Raw genomic sequence first — 16,590 nt, 5'->3', positions numbered from 1 at the left:
CTCAAGACTCCTGTTGCACTTGCGTCGCCGGGGCGCTTTCGGCGACAGGCCGCGCGGCGCGACGCAAGTCAGGTCCGGCGCACGGCAGGTGCACGGCCGGGTTGGGCATGCCACTGGGGGAAAGCTCGTGGGTCATTTCGAACTCGGCCCGTACCGACCAGCCACAGGCCTCCGACGTACATTGCAAGTACGCCACCCGCAGGAAAATATGCCGCCCTTCGCTGGTACGTATGCGCATCCTGCTCAAGCAGTGCGGGCACACCATCTTGTAAGTACTCATACGTGCTTCCCTAGCGCCATCCGGTGGTAATCGAATTGATCAAACGCAATACTGCTTGAAACACAATTCGTGAAAGACGGGTGCTGCAAATAACGTCCGCCAGACAAAAGGAAGTGCAACCGGCGGACATGTAATAGATACGAGCCAAGCTCGTAGGAAATCACCCTGATACCATTAGGAAGTTTCGACATCGTATTCTTCTGATTCATAGTTGATGATTGATTACTTACAAGAAAAAAAGTACTCATTACGCATACGTTAAGCACTCAAAAAGCATATGTCAAAAGGAAGAGGCTCAAATTGCGTAGCAAAAAATCACAAGCTGTTTTGGCTCGTCTGAAACAAATTACGGGCACAAAAACTGACGCTTCCCTGTCTTCTGCGCTACAGATCAGCCCGCAGACACTCAGTAGCTGGAAAGGCCGCGACAGCACGCCATACTCATTATGCGTAGAAATCGCGCAGACTCGCGGCATCTCCCTTGACTGGTTGCTGCTGGGCGAGGGGCCGATGCTGCGGCAAACGCCTCTAAACACCCCTGCAAATGTTGCGCAAACCGCAACAACGCAGGAAAGCACCATCCTTTCGCTGTGGCGATTGCTTGATGAGGATGACCGCCGCGCAATACAAAACGCATTGGAAGAAAAGCGACGCCTGCGGGATCTGGAAACGCAACTTTCGGAAATGGCCGCTATCCTGGCAACACTTGGACACTCGAACAAAACCTGACTTGAAGCCCGACGTTTCAATGCTTGAAGGCATGCCACAAAACAATAATGTTGCCACTACTGCGAACAATCATTACGCATGAAAAAACACTCACCGCTGCATGCCATGGGCTCACCGGCAGGAATGTCAGCAATATATCGATGCCGGCGATATAGAACACTGCGCCACACAAGTTGATCAATATCCTGTCTCGCCAGTTGTAGCGCTGCTCGTCGCGCTGGTAACACGCCAGCCTGAACGCACTGATCAGGTGAGCCACGCCCGTCACCCACACCAGAGCCGCCATCTCAAAGGTCATTGCCCTCGCCCTCTGAGATGACGAAGGATGTCCCCGAGGCCGGCGCCATCGATCCATTGCATGAGCTTGATGCTGAGGGGAATGACCAGCAATGCGCACAGGAAGGCCGTCACACCGGCTGTCAGAAAAGGCGCCAATGGCTGGGCGACCGGGGCAAACAGGTAACCGACACCCGCCGACAACAGCCAGGAGCCGATGCGTTGCCAGGCCTTGAAGTTGGCGCGAGTGGTCGTGACCAGCCACGCGCCAAGCGTTGCCCCGAACAGGACTTCTCCATCGATAACCGGCAACGTCGCAATACCCAACCCCACCATGAGCCCGCTGATACTGTTGTAAGTCGAATCAGTCAGGCTCATGGATATCTCGCGACTGCAATGGCTCAACAGAAATGGCTCCCGACTTCAGCGCCTTGAATACGGCAGCGTTGCGAGAACCGACGGCGAACTTGCGGCGGATATTGGAGAAATGGAAGTTGATAGTGGATTCCGAGCAACTCTGAATCCTGGCGATTTCCCAGGACGTTTTGCCTTTGAGGCACCACTCCAGGGCTTGCGTCTCTTTCGCTGTCAGTTGCACTGGCGGAGCGTACATTGCGCGACTGGGGGCATCCTCCACCGAGATGTCCAGCGATTGTTGCGTTTTCATAAGAACTCCCTCTACACAGAACGCCCATCGCAGGGCGTGCACCATGTGAGAGATGTTGAAGACAAGCTCCCTGGCGGACAACGCTCGGGAACTGTGTCGCGGCGTACTACAAAAGCTGGTGAAGCCCAGGCTTACCCCAGCACCACCAGACGATTCGGCAGCTCATTGCGCACATGGGTCACCGGCACATGCACCTTGAGCAACTCGCCACAGGCCTCGACGCAACTGACAAAGCCCTGCAGCGTCTGCCCCTGCTTAACCTGCCGGGTGAACGTCGCGACAATCGCGTCCCAGTTCTTGTTGTCCAGGCGACTGGAAATCCCCTCATCCACCAGGATCTCCACGTAACGCTCGGCCTCGGAAACGAAAATCAGCATGCCGGTGCTGCCCTCGGTGTGGTGCAGGTTCTGCTCCAGGAACTGCCGGCGCGCCAGGTTCGAGGCGCGCCAGTGGCGCACCGAGCGCGGGACCAGATGGGTGGTGACTTTCGGCAGGCGGAACACCAGGCACAGCACGATGAAGATGGCCCACTGCACCAGCAGCAGGCTGTGCAGGGTCAGCCAACCGGTGAAGTAATGCACGATGCCCGGTACCAGCAGCGCCAGCAGACTGGCCCACAGCAGCGGGATGTACGCATAGTCGTCGGCGCGGGCCGCGAGCACGGTCACCAGCTCCGCGTCGGTGTCGCGCTCGACCCGGGCAATGGCCTCGGCCACCTTGCGTTGTTCGTGTTCAGTCAGTAATGCCATGTCGTGAAGTGCCTGCTCGTTTTTATTATCACCAGCCGCCGGATGAACCGCCCCCGCCGAAACTGCCCCCGCCGCCGCTGAAGCCTCCCCCTCCACCGCCGCCGCCAAAGCCACCACCGCCAAAGCCACCCCCGGATCCACCGGAACCGCCCCGGCCAGCAGGGAGGATACCGAGCATCTGGCACACAAAAACAGCCAGGATGAGCAACATCACCAAAAACACGAACAAACCGGGATGCCGTGCGATGAAATCGTCCCCCGGATCGCCTCTGGATTCATACGCCGTGGAGGGTTCGTCCAGGGGATTGCCGCCCAGCACCACCAGCATCGCCGCCACACCGTCACTGATGCCCTTACTGAAGTTGCCGGTCTTGAATGACGGGGTGATGACCTGATTGATGATCACCGAACTCTGGGCATCGGTCAGTCGATCCTCCAGACCATAGCCGACTTCGATGCGCAGCCGGCGCTCGTCCCGGGCGATGATCAGCAAGGCGCCGTTGTTCTTGTCCTTCTGCCCAATGCCCCAGTGGCGGCCGAGTTGGTAACCGAAGTCGGCGATGTCGGCACCTTGCAAATCCGGCAAAGTCACGACCACAAGCTGCTCGCCGGTGGCTTGTTCATGGACCTGAAGTTGTTGGGTGAGCTGCTGGCGCACCGATGGCTCGATCATCTGCGCGTTGTCGACCACCCGCCCGGTCAGCGCCGGAAAGTTCAGCTCGGCCCGGGCAGCGATCGTCATTACCCACAACAACAGCAACAGGCCTGTTTTCAGGACGCGCATGGGCAACCTCTTGTGTGGCGACGCCGATTACCGCTGTTCAGAACTTGACCTCGGGGGCCTTTTCCGAACCCGGCGTGGCTTCGAAGGTCTCGCGCATCGGCAGGTCGCTGTACATCACGGTGTGCCACAGGCGACCGGGGAACGTGCGGATCTCGGTGTTGTATTTCTGCACCGCGAGGATGAAATCGCGCCGGGCCACGCTGATGCGGTTCTCAGTGCCTTCAAGCTGCGATTGCAAGGCGAGGAAATTCTGGTTGGCCTTGAGATCCGGGTAACGCTCGGAAACCACCATCAAACGGCTCAATGCGCCGCTGAGCTGGTCCTGGGCCTGTTGGTACTGCTTGAGCTTTTCCGGGTTGTCGAGGGTCGAGGCATCCACCTGGATCGACGTAGCCTTGGCCCGGGCCTCGATGACGGCGGTCAGGGTTTCCTGCTCGTGGGCCGCATAGCCCTTGACGGTTTCCACCAGGTTGGGAATCAGGTCGGCGCGCCGCTGATACTGGTTCTGCACCTGGCCCCAGGCGGCCTTGGCCTGCTCGTCGAGGGTGGGGATGTTGTTGATGCCGCAGGCGGTCAGCAACGAGGCCAGCATCAGCAGCGTGACGACCTGCAAACGCGAACGGTAGGTTGGACTTACATTCATCAGGATGATGCTCCCTTGTACATTTCATGAAAAAACCGACCGCGAAACCTTCTGGGCCGGCTCTTGGGGCATAATCGCCCGCGCCTCTGGATTGCAGCGGGCCGATGGGCTAAAAAGAGGCCCTGCGCGAAAACGCATCCGCCATCTGGCTGTGGTTTTTTGGCTCTGGTCTTTTGAGCCGGCACCCGAACAACAATAGACGCTCCCTAAATTTTGGCTGGCCGGCGTGTACATCGCCGTTTGGGCCCTTGAGAAAACTATTCATGAAGAAGCTGTGTTTGCTGGGCCTGTTCGTCAGCCTGGCCAGTCATAACGTATTGGCCGCCACGACGCCCGCACCCCTGGAGAACAAGGAAGCCTTCGTCAGCAACCTGATGAAGCAAATGACCCTCGATGAAAAAATCGGCCAGCTGCGCCTGATCAGCATCGGCCCGGAAATGCCGCGCGAAATGATCCGCAAGGAGATCGCGGCCGGCAACATCGGCGGTACGTTCAACTCGATCACCCGCCCGGAAAACCGCCCGATGCAGGACGCGGCCATGCGCAGCCGCCTGAAGATCCCGATGTTCTTCGCCTACGACGTGATCCACGGCCACCGCACCATTTTCCCGATCCCGCTGGCCCTGGCCTCGAGCTGGGACATGGACGCCATCGGCCTGTCCGGGCGCATTGCCGCCAAGGAAGCCGCGGCTGACAGCCTCGACATCACCTTCGCGCCGATGGTCGACATCTCCCGCGATCCGCGCTGGGGCCGTACCTCCGAAGGCTTCGGCGAAGACACCTACCTGGTGTCGCGCATTGCCGGCGTGATGGTCAAGGCGTTCCAGGGCACAGGCGCGAACGCGGCCGACAGCATCATGGCCAGCGTCAAGCACTTCGCCCTGTACGGCGCGGTCGAGGGTGGCCGCGACTACAACGTGGTCGACATGAGCCCGGTCAAGATGTACCAGGACTACCTGCCGCCCTACCACGCGGCGATTGAGGCCGGCGCGGGCGGCGTGATGGTTGCGCTGAACTCGATCAACGGCGTGCCCGCCACTGCCAACACCTGGCTGATGAATGACCTGCTGCGCAAGGAGTGGGGCTTCAAGGGCCTGGCGGTCAGCGACCACGGAGCGATTTTCGAGCTGATCAAGCACGGCGTTGCCGCCGACGGTCGCGAAGCGGCGAAGCTGGCGATCAAGGCCGGTATCCACATGAGCATGAACGACACCCTGTACGGCAAAGAGCTGCCAAGGCTGCTGAAGTCCGGCGATATCCAGCAGAGCGACATCGACAATGCCGTGCGTGCGGTGCTCGGCGCCAAGTACGACATGGGCCTGTTCAAGGACCCGTACCTGCGCATCGGCAAGGCCGAGGATGATCCGGTCGACACCTACGCCGACAGTCGCCTGCATCGCGCCGAGGCCCGTGATGTGGCACGCCGCAGCCAGGTGCTGCTGAAAAACCGCAACGAAACCCTGCCACTGAAGAAAACCGCGAAAATCGCCCTGGTCGGTCCGCTGGCCAAGGCGCCCATCGACATGATGGGCAGTTGGGCTGCCGCCGGTAAGCCAGCCCAGTCGGTGACCCTGTTCGACGGCATGACCAACGCGCTGGGCGGCAAATCGACACTGATCTACGCCCGTGGCGCCAACATCACCAGCGACCCGAAAATCCTCGGCTACCTGAACTTCCTCAACTTCGACGCCCCGGAAGTGGTGGATGACCCGCGCCCGGCGAAGGTGCTGATCGACGAAGCGGTGAAAGCGGCCAAGGATGCCGATGTGGTCGTTGCCGCCGTCGGTGAATCCCGTGGCATGTCCCACGAATCGTCGAGCCGCACCGACCTGAACATCCCGGAAAACCAGCGCGAGCTGATCCGAGCCTTGAAAGCCACCGGCAAACCGCTGGTACTGGTGTTGATGAACGGCCGTCCGCTGACGATCCTCGAAGAGAAAGAACAGGCCGACGCGATCCTGGAAACCTGGTTCACCGGCACCGAGGGCGGCAACGCCATCGCCGATGTACTCTTCGGCGACTACAACCCTTCGGGCAAACTGCCGATCAGCATCCCGCGTTCGGTCGGCCAGATTCCGACCTACTACAACCACCTGACCATTGGCCGGCCGTTCACTCCGGGCAAGCCGGGCAACTACACCTCGCAGTACTTCGATGACACCACCGGTCCCCTGTATCCGTTCGGTTACGGCCTGAGCTACACCGAGTTCAGCCTGAGCGACATGGCCCTGTCGTCGACCACACTGAACAAGACCGGCAAGCTCGACGCCAGCGTCACGGTGAAAAACACCGGCAAGCGCGACGGCGAAACCGTGGTGCAGTTGTACATCCAGGACGTGGCAGGCTCGATGATCCGCCCGATCAAGGAACTGAAGAACTTCCAGAAAGTAATGATCAAGGCCGGCGAACAGAAAGTCGTGCACTTCACCATCACCGAGGACGACCTGAAGTTCTACAACACCCAGCTCAAGTACGCGGCGGAACCGGGCAAGTTCAACGTACAGATCGGCCTGGATTCAGAGGACGTGACGCAGCAGAGTTTTGAGTTGCTGTAATACCTGAAACAACGCAAAAACTTGTAGGAGCGAGCCTGCTCGCGATGGCGGCCTGACAGTCAACAATGATGTTGAATGTTATGGCCTCATCGCGAGCAGGCTCGCTCCTACAGTGGTTTCAGGGTGTTTGAAAAATCCCGTTCAACCCCGTCGATCCAGCAGATTCACCACCACCCGATCCACCCATCCCCACACTCGCTGCTTGATCCGCCGCCACAGTGGCCGACGCTTCCACTCTTCCAGACTGACTTGCTCACTCAACCCGAAGTCCCGTTCGAAACTCGCGGCTACCGCTCGGGTCAATCCGGGGTCCAGCGCTTCCAGGTTGGCTTCCAGATTGAAGCGCAGGTTCCAGTGATCGAAATTGCACGAGCCGATGCTCACCCAGTCATCGATCAGGACCATTTTCAAGTGCAGGAAACACGGCTGGTATTCGTAAATCGTCACGCCGGCCCTGAGCAGTCGCGGGTAGTAGCGATGGCCGGCATAGCGCACGGATGGGTGATCGGTTCGGGGCCCGGTCAGCAGCAACCGCACATCAACGCCCCGGGCAGCTGCCCGGCGCAGGGAGCGGCGGACTTTCCAGGTCGGCAAAAAGTACGGCGTGGCCAGCCAGATCCGTCGCTGACCGCTGTTCAGGGCGCGCACCAGCGACTGCAGAATGTCCCGGTGTTGACGGGCATCGGCATAGGCCACCCGGCCCATACCCTCGCCTATCGACGGCACCCGTGGCAGGCGCGGCAGACCGAAATGCGAGGCCGGTCGCCAGGCACGTCGATGGCGGTTGGCAATCCACTGACGATCGAACAGCAGTTGCCAGTCGAGCACCAGCGGACCGGTGATTTCCACCATCACTTCATGCCATTCGCTGACGTCTTCGCCCGGTGTCCAGAACTCATCAGTGACACCGGTGCCGCCGACCACGGCCAGGCTCTGGTCCACCAGTAACAGCTTGCGGTGATCGCGGTAGAAGTTGCCGACCCAGCGTCGCCAGCTCAGGCGATTGTAAAAACGCAGCTCCACACCGGCAGACATCAGCCGCTGGCGCAAGGTCAGGGTGAAAGCGAGGCTGCCGTAATCATCGAACAGACAACGCACCCGCACACCGCGCTCGGCGGCCTGCACCAAGGCCTGGACCATGGCTTCGGCGCAGGCGCCCGCCTCCACCAGATACAGCTCCAGTTCGACCTGTTCTTCAGCCCGGGCAATCGCCACCAGCATGCGCGGGAAAAACTGCGGACCATCGATCAGCAGTTCGAAGTGGTTGCCTTCACGCCAGGGAAAAATCGCTCCGGCCATGTCAGCGCGCCGTGAAAATCAGCACCGCACTCACCGGCACTGAAAGACTGATCGCCGACAGACCGGCCATTTTGCACAACGCTTCCAGCCCGGGAGCCAAATTGAAATCTTCGGCATTGATTACCAGCGGTTCGAGGGTCACCACCTGAAAGCGCTGGTCATCGAGACGGGTCGCCAGTAGCTGTGCGTTGTATTCGTGTTGCTTGCCATGCAGGTCGACGGTCAGTGGCAGGCGCAATTCCAGCTGTGCGCCGGGAGCGAGATCATTGATCGGGCGCAGATCGATTTTCGTGGTGATCAAGGCGTCGGGAAACCGGTCGATCTGGAACAGCTCCTTACGCATGCGTTCATCGCGCAGGGGTACGCCGCTGTTGATCGATTCCAGCTCGACTTCCACCTGCGCCAGCCCCTCTGGGTCGACCTTGCCGTGCAGCACCAGGAAGCGCTGCACTTCGGAAACATTGGCATTCTTGGTGCTGACAAACGACAGGCGCGAAGACTCGCCGTCGAGGTACCAGTCGGCGCGGGCCGACAATGCGGCGCTGGCCAGCAGCAGGAAAGTGATGGTCTGGAATGTGGAGCGCTTGAACATAGAGACTCGTAGGGCAGATAAACCTGTGCTGAACCTTAACTGGCCTTCAGCGCATTGCAAGCCGTCTATTACTCCAAACCTGCCTTTGTGGCGAGGGAGCCCTCGCCCGGCCTCACAATTTCATCGCAGTCAGGGCTGCAAGCGACAGCCCTGGCGTTCGCCGATCCACACCGCACTGTTGCTGCGACCCATGCCGCTGACCGTGACACGCTTACCGGCCGGATCATCGACAAAGGCGCTGGCGGGCAGCCACTGTTTCACATAACCGTGGCAGTACTCGAGGTCATTGTTCATCACGTAGCGGCACGAACAGTATTCCTTGGCGGTGTAGGCGCTGATGATGTCGGGGAACGCCCACAGCGCCACCCGCTCGTGCCAGATCCAGCCAAGCAAGGCGATCAGCGGGATCAGCAACAGGGAGCTGACCGGTCGACGGCGAATGAAACCGCTCATGGCTGCACCTTTCCGGCAAAGGCCTTGAGTGCGAGCTGGAGCAGTTGGTTGTGCCGGTAAGTACCGTCGCGGTCATCGCCGTAGCGCACGATCACCAGCTGTTCACTGGGGATCACATACATCGCCTGCCCCCAATGCCCCAGTGCGGCGAAGGTGTCGGCGGGAGCATCGGGCCAGGGTCGTGCCGCGCCCTCAACGGCCCGATTGAGCCACCACTGGCCGCCGGGGACGGCATCGTCCTGGTGCGTGTGATAGTGAACGAACGGCTCGCGGTTGAACGCCACCCAGTCCTTGGGCAGCAGTTGCCTGTCGCCCCAGCGCCCCTCGCGGGCCATCAACAGACCGATCCGGGCCAGATCCCGTGCCGTGAGGTAGGCATAGGACGACGCGACGAAAGTGCCGGTGGCATCGGTTTCCCACACGGCATGGCGAATGCCCAGCGGCTCGAACAGCGCAATCCACGGATAGTCCGGATAGCGGCTGGGACCGACGATGGTTTTCAATGCGGCCGACAACAGGTTGCTGTCACCGCTGGAGTAGCGAAATGCCTGGCCCGGCATCGCGTATGAATCATGGGCTGCGGTGAACGCGGCCATGTCGTGGTGACCGCGGGTGTAGAGCATGGCCACCACCGAAGACTTCAGCGGTGCGTATTCGTAGTCTTCCTGCCAATCCAGACCCGAGGCCCAGTGCAGCAGGTCGGCCATGGTCATGTCGGGGTGTTTTTGCAGGGGCGGATAAAACTTCGCGACAGGGTCGCCAAGCTTGAACAAGCCTTCACCGTAGGCCACACCGAGGACCGTCGCCATCAGGCTCTTGCTGATCGACCAGGTCAGGTGCGGCGTCTCGGCCGTCGTCGGGCCGACGTAGCGTTCGTAGATCAACTGGCCGTCGCGGATTACCAACAAAGCATCGGTGCGGATGCCCTGGCGAGTGCTGTCATCGCGGGATGGAAAGGCGTAAGCCTCCAGGGCTTGAAGCGCCGGTCCGGTCGGCGTCGGGGCGGTCGGCCATTGCTCGGCGGGCCAGTTTTCGGCCTGGGCCGTGAGGCTGAGCAACAGCAGGAAAGTCAGGGACAAGCCTTTGGACATGGCGGGGGCTCGGAGGTTGAACCTGCTGAGCCTAGTCGAGGTTGATGACAGTTCTGAAATTTGTATTGCCTGAAAGATTGCTATCGCGAGCAGGCTCACTCCTACAGGGGAATGCGTTCCAAATGTAGGAGCGAGCCTGCTCGCGATGAGGCCAGTCAGTTCAATGAAGATTCCGCCAAAGCCTTGGCCAACCGCTTCCCCCGAGCCCCCGCCGCCAAATCCATCACGGCCTGGTCCCGCTGCCACATCGCCGCCCACTCCGGCGGCCCTCCAGCCAGCGACTCGTTCACCTCAGCCTTGAGCCCTTCGAACTGCGCAAACAACCCGCCAAGCAACACATGCCCGGTCGGATGGCTCGGTGGCTGGCGGCTGGTTTCCGCGCACCCGGCCAGCAACCCCAGCAACCGCAGTTGCAGGCCTTGCGGCCAAGCGCATTCCTGGCCGACGCCATACAACCACGCCGTCATCGCACTCAGCACATAGATGTCTTCCAGCGTGCGGAACGGTTTGACGTACGCGTCCCAACCATCCCCCGCGAGCAACTCGCACAGTGCGTTATCCAGAAACAAACGACCATGGCTGATGTCCGGCATCAACGGGATCGACGCCAGTTTTTCAACCCGCACACCCGGTTCATCGCGATAGATCACCGCAAGGCTCAAGCGTGGGTCGGTGCCGGGCTCCTCGCTGCGCGCCGCCACCAGCAGCCAGTCGGCGGCATCGCCGGCCGTGACGAAATCCTTGCGTCCACTCAGGCGCAAATCGCTCAGTCGGGTTTGCATGTCGGCCGGGCGCAGGCTGCGCTGTTCGGTGGCGCACAGCGCGCCAAGACTCAAGGGCGCGCTCGGCCAGAGCATGCGCAAGGCCGCTTGATACCCCACCAGAAACGCCAGCCCCGGCGTCGCCATCAACCGCCCGCCAAGCACCGCCAACTCAAATGGTGTGACCGTTCCCAGCTGTTGCAACAAGGTCGCGAAACCTTCGGCCAGGTCCGGGTTGGCGGGCAAGCGATCACGGTGGTTCAACAGGGTTTGCCAGGGCATAAGAGGCTCCTCGAGGGCTGTCATATAAGCATCACCAAAGCTTAATGGCGATGACACCGGGGCTACATAGCCTGACTTTGCACAACACGGCTAGACAAAGAAAGTCGATTCGCTGTAGCCCAAAGACGGGTGAGCAGCCCGCACGGAGATTCGCCATGACTCAGATCGCCCGCATCAGCGACACCGGCAACGAACGCCGCCTGCAAGCCGAACGCCTGATGGGCGCCGAGGCTTTGCAGGAAGCTCAGGCCTTGCGTTTCAACGTGTTCAGCGGCGAATTCAACGCCAAGCTGAAAGGCGCGGAACTGGGTCTGGACATGGATGACTATGATGTTCACTGCGCCCACATCGGCGTGCGTGACCTGAACACCGGCCGTCTAGTGGCGACCACTCGTTTGCTCGACCACACCGCCGCCAGTAGCCTGGGCAAGTTCTACAGCGAAGAAGAATTCAGCCTGCACGGTCTGGTGCACCTGCAAGGCCCGATCCTGGAAATCGGTCGCACCTGTGTCGACCCGGCCTACCGCAACGGCGGCACCATCGCCGTGCTGTGGGGCGAACTGGCCGAAGTGCTGAACCAGGGCGGCTACAGCTACTTGATGGGTTGCGCGAGCATTCCGATGCAGGACGGCGGCATCCAGGCCCACGCCATCATGCAGCGCCTGCGTGAACGTTACCTGTGCACCGAACACCTGCGGGCCGAGCCGAAAAAGCCGCTGCCGACCCTGGATATCCCTTCGAACGTGATCGCCGAAATGCCGCCGCTGCTCAAGGCCTACATGCGCCTGGGTGCGAAGATCTGCGGCGAGCCATGCTGGGACGAAGACTTCCAGGTCGCCGACGTGTTCATCCTGCTCAAGCGCGACGAGCTCTGCCCGCGTTACGCCAAACACTTCAAGGCGGCTGTGTAATGAGCCGGTTGCGGGTGTACGCGCGAATCGCGCGAGTGCTGTTGGTGGTGACGCTGGGCCTGGGCATGGCCAGCGTGTTCGGGGTGTTCGAGCGCCTGGGCATGGCCCATTCGATGGCGCGTCGTCAGCGCTGGTCGCGGTTTTTCATGGCCCGCCTGAGCAACGCCCTGCCCTTTGACGTGACCGTGCACGGCGAGCTGCCGAAGACACCGATGCTCTGGGTCAGCAACCACGTATCCTGGACCGACATCCCGCTGCTGGGGATGCTCACGCCGCTGTCGTTCCTGTCCAAGGCCGAAGTGCGCACCTGGCCGGTGGCCGGCTGGTTGGCGACCAAGGCCGGCAGCCTGTTTATCCGCCGTGGCTCGGGTGACAGCCAGTTGATCCGCAAGCAGATGACCCGTCATCTGGAACAGGCACACCCCCTGCTGATGTTCCCGGAAGGCACCACTACCGATGGCCGTTCGCTGCGTACTTTCCACGGCCGCCTGCTGTCCGCCGCCATCGACTCCGAAGTGGCCATGCAGCCGGTGGCGATTCGTTATGTGCGTAACGGCGAGCCTTGCGCGCTGGCTCCATTTATTGGCGACGATGATTTGCTGTCGCATCTGATGCGGTTGTTTGCCAATGACCGTGGCGGTGTCGAGATTCATCTGCTCAAGCCAATCGCTTGCGAAGGCCGGGAACGCGCGGCCCTGGCGTTCGAGGCGCAACAGGCGGTGCAGAAGGTGTTATTCGGCGAAATTGTCGAACCGCAACGAGCCCCGATGCGCCCTGCCATTGCAGCGTAAACACATGCCTCCTGTAGGAGCGAGCCTGCTCGCGATAGCGGATTAACATTCAACGATGATGCTGAATGACAGATCGCAATCGCGAGCAGGCTCGCTCCTACAGTGGTTTCAGGGTGTTGGATAGTTCCGGGCAAAATCCTGCAGTTGCGGATAGAACAACCGAAAGTCTTCGCTCAACGGCTCATACAACCGCCGCAACTCCTGCATCGCCGCCGCCAGCTCTTCCGGCCGGGTCAGGCGCCGCGAGATCCCGCGCAATACCTGCTCCAACACTTCGAACTCCTGATACGAACCCAACCAGTCATTGGCCACCATGTGCGGCGCAATCTTCGCCAGCCGCTCCGGTAACTGCCGTTCGCTGGACAGCACGCGATACACGTCTGAAGTGAACAGCTCCAACGGCCGGTCGGCATACAGCGCCCAGTCCCGGGCCAGACAATGGTCGAAAAACACGTCGAGCACGATCCCCGCGTAGCGACGACGGGTCAGGGAGAAACGCGACAGTGCGACGTCCACCAGCGGATGGCGATCGGTGTACACGTCGATGCTTCGGTGCAACTGGATAGCCCCCTCGATTTCCGGAGCGAATTGCCCTTGCAGCCGTCCCTTGACGAAATCGCCATACAGACTGCCGAGCAACTGGCCGGGACGCTGGCCACCGAGGTGAAGATGTGCGAGATAGTTCATGGGCGCAGCTTAGCACTGCCCCCTTGTCTTGTTACACTCATCATATCGTTATAACTCGATATACCGAAATGTGAGCTGGTCAGAGCCAAATCATATTTGTATATCGCGAAATACCGATTTAAAGTTCGCCTCATCGCGATATAGCGTTTTAAACATCACGAGCCCACATCATGACCATCAATCTCGACGAAATAATAAAAGCCCTGGCACACCCAGTACGGCGAGACATCCTGCACTGGCTCAAGGACCCGACCGTCGAATTTCCCGACCAGTCCCACAGTAACGAGCACGGCGTTTGCGCCGGGCAGATCGATCAACGTTGCGGCCTGTCGCAGTCCACGGTGTCCGCACACCTGGCGACCCTGCAACGCGCCGGCCTGATCAGCAGCCGCAAAGTCGGCCAGTGGCACTTCTTCAAACGCAATGAGGAAACCATCCAGGAGTTCCTCCGCATCTTTAACAAAGAGCTCTGACCCTTAAAGTCAGTCAGCCAAAAAGGAATTAGACATGCCCCTCTCGCTACTCATCCTGGCCCTGAGCGCCTTCGCCATCGGCACCACCGAGTTCGTCATCATGGGCCTGCTGCCCAACGTGGCGGCTGACCTCGGCGTGTCGATTCCCGGTGCCGGCTGGCTGGTGACCGGTTACGCCCTGGGCGTGGCCATCGGCGCGCCGTTCATGGCGCTGGCCACCGCCAAACTGCCGCGCAAGGCAGCCCTGGTGGCGTTGATGGGCATCTTCATTGTCGGCAACCTGCTTTGCGCAGTCGCCGGCGACTACAACGTGCTGATGTTCGCCCGTGTGGTTACCGCCCTGTGCCATGGCGCCTTCTTCGGTATCGGTTCAGTGGTAGCCGCCGGCCTGGTGCCTGCGAACAAACGCGCTTCGGCCGTGGCCCTGATGTTCACCGGCCTGACCCTGGCCAACGTCCTCGGCGTACCGCTGGGCACCGCCCTCGGTCAGGAAGCCGGCTGGCGTTCGACCTTCTGGGCCGTGACCGTGATCGGTGTAATCGCATTGATCGGTTTGATCCGCTTCCTTCCGGCCAAGCGTGATGAAGAAAAACTCGACATGCGCGCCGAACTGGCCGCACTCAAGGGCGGCGGCATCTGGCTGTCCCTGAGCATGACCGCGCTGTTCGCCGCCTCGGTGTTCACCCTGTTCACCTACGTTGCGCCGCTGCTGGGCGAAGTCACCGGTGTCTCGCCCCGTGGCGTGACCTGGACCCTGATGCTCATCGGCCTGGGCCTGACGGTCGGCAACATTATCGGCGGCAAGTTGGCCGACAAAGGCATGGCCGCGACGCTGATCGGTGTGTTCATCACCATGGCCGTGGTGTCCACCTTGCTGACCTGGACCAGCGTCGCGCTGATCCCCACCGAAATCACCCTGTTCCTCTGGGCCACCGCGTGCTTCGCCGCCGTACCGGCGCTGCAAGTGAACGTGGTGACCTTCGGCAAGGCCGCACCGAACCTGGTGTCGACCCTGAACATCGGCGCTTTCAACATCGGCAACGCCTTGGGTGCCTGGGTCGGCGGCAGCGTGATAGCCCACGGCTTCGGCCTGACCAGCGTGCCCCTCGCGGCAGCCGTACTGGCGGTACTCGCCTTGCTGGTGACCCTGATTACCTTCTGTCAGAGCGGCAATCCCGATCTGGCCCCTGCCACTTCTAACTGATCGCCAAAAGAGAGCCTTTAAATGACGACTATTTTCGATCCGATCAAACTGGGCGACCTCGAGTTGGCCAACCGCATCATCATGGCGCCACTGACCCGCTGCCGCGCCGACGAAGGTCGCGTGCCCAACGCGCTGATGGCCGAGTACTACGTGCAACGTGCCTCCGCCGGCCTGATCCTCAGCGAAGCCACTTCGGTGACGCCGATGGGTGTCGGCTACCCGGACACCCCAGGTATCTGGTCCAACGATCAGGTGCGTGGCTGGTCCAACGTGACCAAGGCGATCCACGGCGCGGGCGGCAAGATCTTCCTGCAACTGTGGCACGTGGGTCGCATTTCCCACGGTTTGTACCTGAACGATGAAGCCCCGGTCGCCCCGAGCGCCATCCAGCCAAAGGGCCATGTCAGCCTGGTGCGTCCGCTGGCCGACTTCCCGGTGCCGCGCGCCCTGGAAACCGCTGAAATCGCTGACATCGTCGACGCTTACCGCGTCGGTGCCGAGAACGCCAAGGCTGCCGGCTTCGACGGTGTGGAGATCCATGCCGCCAACGGTTACCTGCTCGACCAGTTCCTGCAAAGCAGCACCAACCAGCGCACCGACAACTACGGCGGCTCCCTGGAGAACCGTGCCCGCCTGCTGCTGGAAGTGACCGATGCCGCCATCGAAATCTGGGGCGCCGGCCGTGTGGGTGTGCACCTGTCGCCACGCGCCGACTTGCATGACATGGGCGACGACAACCTGGCAGAGACCTTCACCTACGTCGCTCGCGAACTGGGCCAGCGTGGCATTGCCTTCATCTGCTCGCGGGAGAAAGAGGGTGCCGACAGCCTCGGCCCACAGCTCAAGGAAGCCTTCGGCGGCCCTTACATTGCCAACGAGCGTTTCACCAAGGACAGCGCCAACGCGTTGCTCGCCAGCGGCCAGGCCGATGCAGTCGCCTTCGGCGTACCTTTCATTGCCAACCCTGACCTGCCGGCACGCTTGCAGGCCGACGCGCCGCTGAACGAAGCGCGCCCGGAACTGTTCTACGCCAAGGGCCCGGTTGGTTACATCGACTACCCATCGCTGTAATCAGCAACCGTTGAAACGCAAAAGCCCCGACTCGAAAGAGCCGGGGCTTTTTAGTATCTGGACGGTTAACACAATCCACTGTAGGAGCGAGCCTGCTCGCGATAGCGGATTAACATTCAACGATGATGCTGAATGACAGACCGCCATCGCGAGCAGGCTCGCTCCTACAGGGGCAATAGGTGGGCTCTCACGGACTCGACACAAATTCCCTACAAATTACTGAGCTTGCTACCTGTCAACCTGCCGAGTGTAAGTATATAAAAGCACCCCATTGTCGAAGGGCGCGTGAAGA

General features: G+C 60.8%; 20 protein-coding genes. 7 read left to right on the top strand and 13 right to left on the bottom strand.

Annotated elements, in window-relative coordinates:
• Position 1: 1 nt before the first annotated feature.
• Positions 2-280: an Ogr/Delta-like zinc finger protein gene (locus tag AC3ITA_RS06430; protein WP_095945150.1), complete on the bottom strand. Its 279-nt coding sequence runs from the start codon at positions 278-280 to the stop codon at positions 2-4.
• Between the two features lie 300 nt (positions 281-580).
• Here AC3ITA_RS06430 and AC3ITA_RS06425 point away from each other — a divergent pair, with 300 nt between their 5' ends.
• The gene (locus AC3ITA_RS06425; protein WP_095945151.1) at positions 581-1,009 is read left to right on the top strand and encodes a helix-turn-helix domain-containing protein; all 429 of its coding nucleotides are present in this window, start codon (positions 581-583) and stop codon (positions 1,007-1,009) included.
• A 16-nt stretch (positions 1,010-1,025) separates the two neighbouring features.
• Here the strand turns inward: AC3ITA_RS06425 and AC3ITA_RS06420 are convergent, their stop codons facing one another.
• From AC3ITA_RS06420 to AC3ITA_RS06395, 6 genes are all read right to left on the bottom strand, one after another.
• On the bottom strand, positions 1,026-1,307 hold the full coding sequence (locus AC3ITA_RS06420) for a phage holin family protein (RefSeq protein WP_095945152.1): 282 nt from the start codon (positions 1,305-1,307) through the stop codon (positions 1,026-1,028).
• Positions 1,304-1,663, bottom strand: a complete 360-nt coding sequence (locus AC3ITA_RS06415) for a putative holin (RefSeq protein ID WP_095945153.1) — start codon at positions 1,661-1,663, stop codon at positions 1,304-1,306. Before AC3ITA_RS06415 ends, AC3ITA_RS06420 begins: the two co-directional genes overlap by 4 nt.
• Positions 1,650-1,952, bottom strand: a complete 303-nt coding sequence (locus AC3ITA_RS06410; protein WP_095945154.1) for a helix-turn-helix domain-containing protein — start codon at positions 1,950-1,952, stop codon at positions 1,650-1,652. Before AC3ITA_RS06410 ends, AC3ITA_RS06415 begins: the two co-directional genes overlap by 14 nt.
• A 131-nt stretch (positions 1,953-2,083) precedes the next feature.
• Entirely contained in the window at positions 2,084-2,701 is a 618-nt protein-coding gene (locus tag AC3ITA_RS06405) for a TPM domain-containing protein (protein WP_095945155.1), read from the bottom strand.
• Positions 2,702-2,729: 28 nt separating this feature from the next.
• Entirely contained in the window at positions 2,730-3,485 is a 756-nt protein-coding gene (locus AC3ITA_RS06400) for a TPM domain-containing protein (protein WP_489279782.1), read from the bottom strand.
• A 37-nt stretch (positions 3,486-3,522) separates the two neighbouring features.
• Entirely contained in the window at positions 3,523-4,128 is a 606-nt protein-coding gene (locus AC3ITA_RS06395; protein WP_095945421.1) for a LemA family protein, read from the bottom strand.
• A 263-nt stretch (positions 4,129-4,391) separates the two neighbouring features.
• Here AC3ITA_RS06395 and bglX point away from each other — a divergent pair, with 263 nt between their 5' ends.
• A complete protein-coding gene (gene bglX / locus AC3ITA_RS06390) occupies positions 4,392-6,683 on the top strand; it encodes a beta-glucosidase BglX (protein ID WP_489279779.1) in 2,292 nt (763 codons plus the stop codon).
• 141 nt (positions 6,684-6,824) lie between these two features.
• Here the strand turns inward: bglX and AC3ITA_RS06385 are convergent, their stop codons facing one another.
• From AC3ITA_RS06385 to AC3ITA_RS06365, 5 genes are all read right to left on the bottom strand, one after another.
• Positions 6,825-7,982, bottom strand: coding sequence for a phospholipase D-like domain-containing protein (locus AC3ITA_RS06385; protein ID WP_489279778.1), 1,158 nt, complete (start codon positions 7,980-7,982; stop codon positions 6,825-6,827).
• A gap of 1 nt (position 7,983) precedes the next feature.
• Positions 7,984-8,574: a YceI family protein gene (locus tag AC3ITA_RS06380; protein ID WP_489279777.1), complete on the bottom strand. Its 591-nt coding sequence runs from the start codon at positions 8,572-8,574 to the stop codon at positions 7,984-7,986.
• A 129-nt stretch (positions 8,575-8,703) separates the two neighbouring features.
• Positions 8,704-9,027 carry an amidase gene (locus AC3ITA_RS06375; RefSeq protein WP_095945417.1) on the bottom strand — a complete coding sequence of 108 codons (324 nt, stop codon included), beginning with the start codon at positions 9,025-9,027 and terminating at the stop codon, positions 8,704-8,706.
• A complete protein-coding gene (locus AC3ITA_RS06370) occupies positions 9,024-10,118 on the bottom strand; it encodes a serine hydrolase domain-containing protein (protein WP_150673105.1) in 1,095 nt (364 codons plus the stop codon). Before AC3ITA_RS06370 ends, AC3ITA_RS06375 begins: the two co-directional genes overlap by 4 nt.
• 155 nt (positions 10,119-10,273) lie before the next feature.
• Positions 10,274-11,161, bottom strand: coding sequence for an acyl-CoA dehydrogenase family protein (locus AC3ITA_RS06365; RefSeq protein WP_150673106.1), 888 nt, complete (start codon positions 11,159-11,161; stop codon positions 10,274-10,276).
• A 155-nt stretch (positions 11,162-11,316) separates the two neighbouring features.
• Here AC3ITA_RS06365 and olsB point away from each other — a divergent pair, with 155 nt between their 5' ends.
• Both olsB and AC3ITA_RS06355 read left to right on the top strand, forming a co-directional pair.
• A complete protein-coding gene (gene olsB, locus AC3ITA_RS06360; protein WP_150673107.1) occupies positions 11,317-12,072 on the top strand; it encodes an L-ornithine N(alpha)-acyltransferase in 756 nt (251 codons plus the stop codon).
• The gene (locus AC3ITA_RS06355) at positions 12,072-12,863 is read left to right on the top strand and encodes a lysophospholipid acyltransferase family protein (protein ID WP_150673108.1); all 792 of its coding nucleotides are present in this window, start codon (positions 12,072-12,074) and stop codon (positions 12,861-12,863) included. The genes olsB and AC3ITA_RS06355 overlap by 1 nt, the downstream gene beginning before the upstream one ends.
• Before the next feature lie 108 nt (positions 12,864-12,971).
• On the opposite strand, the gene AC3ITA_RS06350 is transcribed toward AC3ITA_RS06355, so the two are convergent.
• The gene (locus tag AC3ITA_RS06350) at positions 12,972-13,550 is read right to left on the bottom strand and encodes an acyl carrier protein phosphodiesterase (protein WP_150673109.1); all 579 of its coding nucleotides are present in this window, start codon (positions 13,548-13,550) and stop codon (positions 12,972-12,974) included.
• 170 nt (positions 13,551-13,720) lie between these two features.
• On the opposite strand from AC3ITA_RS06350, the gene AC3ITA_RS06345 reads away from it, so the two are divergent.
• The 3 genes from AC3ITA_RS06345 to AC3ITA_RS06335 are packed head-to-tail and all read left to right on the top strand — an operon-like array spanning position 13,721 to position 16,298.
• Complete coding sequence (locus tag AC3ITA_RS06345) at positions 13,721-14,023, top strand: ArsR/SmtB family transcription factor (RefSeq protein WP_489279776.1); 303 nt, start codon at positions 13,721-13,723, stop codon at positions 14,021-14,023.
• A 34-nt stretch (positions 14,024-14,057) separates the two neighbouring features.
• The gene (locus tag AC3ITA_RS06340) at positions 14,058-15,227 is read left to right on the top strand and encodes an MFS transporter (protein ID WP_489279774.1); all 1,170 of its coding nucleotides are present in this window, start codon (positions 14,058-14,060) and stop codon (positions 15,225-15,227) included.
• A 21-nt stretch (positions 15,228-15,248) separates the two neighbouring features.
• The gene (locus AC3ITA_RS06335) at positions 15,249-16,298 is read left to right on the top strand and encodes an alkene reductase (RefSeq protein ID WP_489279773.1); all 1,050 of its coding nucleotides are present in this window, start codon (positions 15,249-15,251) and stop codon (positions 16,296-16,298) included.
• Positions 16,299-16,590: the final 292 nt, after the last annotated feature.

Source organism: Pseudomonas sp. GL_090, assembly GCF_057837765.1.
This window is presented reverse-complemented; position numbering and strand designations above follow the sequence as displayed.

Bases quoted from the DNA above. Each gene is read 5' to 3' on its own strand.
- AC3ITA_RS06430 (WP_095945150.1), bottom strand. From the start codon at position 280: ATGAGTACTTACAAGATGGTGTGCCCGCACTGCTTGAGCAGGATGCGC.
- AC3ITA_RS06420 (WP_095945152.1), bottom strand. From the start codon at position 1,307: ATGACCTTTGAGATGGCGGCTCTGGTGTGGGTGACGGGCGTGGCTCAC.
- AC3ITA_RS06415 (WP_095945153.1), bottom strand. From the start codon at position 1,663: ATGAGCCTGACTGATTCGACTTACAACAGTATCAGCGGGCTCATGGTG.
- AC3ITA_RS06410 (WP_095945154.1), bottom strand. From the start codon at position 1,952: ATGAAAACGCAACAATCGCTGGACATCTCGGTGGAGGATGCCCCCAGT.
- AC3ITA_RS06405 (WP_095945155.1), bottom strand. From the start codon at position 2,701: ATGGCATTACTGACTGAACACGAACAACGCAAGGTGGCCGAGGCCATT.
- AC3ITA_RS06400 (WP_489279782.1), bottom strand. From the start codon at position 3,485: ATGCGCGTCCTGAAAACAGGCCTGTTGCTGTTGTTGTGGGTAATGACG.
- AC3ITA_RS06395 (WP_095945421.1), bottom strand. From the start codon at position 4,128: ATGAATGTAAGTCCAACCTACCGTTCGCGTTTGCAGGTCGTCACGCTG.
- bglX (WP_489279779.1), top strand. From the start codon at position 4,392: ATGAAGAAGCTGTGTTTGCTGGGCCTGTTCGTCAGCCTGGCCAGTCAT.
- AC3ITA_RS06385 (WP_489279778.1), bottom strand. From the start codon at position 7,982: ATGGCCGGAGCGATTTTTCCCTGGCGTGAAGGCAACCACTTCGAACTG.
- AC3ITA_RS06380 (WP_489279777.1), bottom strand. From the start codon at position 8,574: ATGTTCAAGCGCTCCACATTCCAGACCATCACTTTCCTGCTGCTGGCC.
- AC3ITA_RS06375 (WP_095945417.1), bottom strand. From the start codon at position 9,027: ATGAGCGGTTTCATTCGCCGTCGACCGGTCAGCTCCCTGTTGCTGATC.
- AC3ITA_RS06370 (WP_150673105.1), bottom strand. From the start codon at position 10,118: ATGTCCAAAGGCTTGTCCCTGACTTTCCTGCTGTTGCTCAGCCTCACG.
- AC3ITA_RS06365 (WP_150673106.1), bottom strand. From the start codon at position 11,161: ATGCCCTGGCAAACCCTGTTGAACCACCGTGATCGCTTGCCCGCCAAC.
- olsB (WP_150673107.1), top strand. From the start codon at position 11,317: ATGACTCAGATCGCCCGCATCAGCGACACCGGCAACGAACGCCGCCTG.
- AC3ITA_RS06355 (WP_150673108.1), top strand. From the start codon at position 12,072: ATGAGCCGGTTGCGGGTGTACGCGCGAATCGCGCGAGTGCTGTTGGTG.
- AC3ITA_RS06350 (WP_150673109.1), bottom strand. From the start codon at position 13,550: ATGAACTATCTCGCACATCTTCACCTCGGTGGCCAGCGTCCCGGCCAG.
- AC3ITA_RS06345 (WP_489279776.1), top strand. From the start codon at position 13,721: ATGACCATCAATCTCGACGAAATAATAAAAGCCCTGGCACACCCAGTA.
- AC3ITA_RS06340 (WP_489279774.1), top strand. From the start codon at position 14,058: ATGCCCCTCTCGCTACTCATCCTGGCCCTGAGCGCCTTCGCCATCGGC.
- AC3ITA_RS06335 (WP_489279773.1), top strand. From the start codon at position 15,249: ATGACGACTATTTTCGATCCGATCAAACTGGGCGACCTCGAGTTGGCC.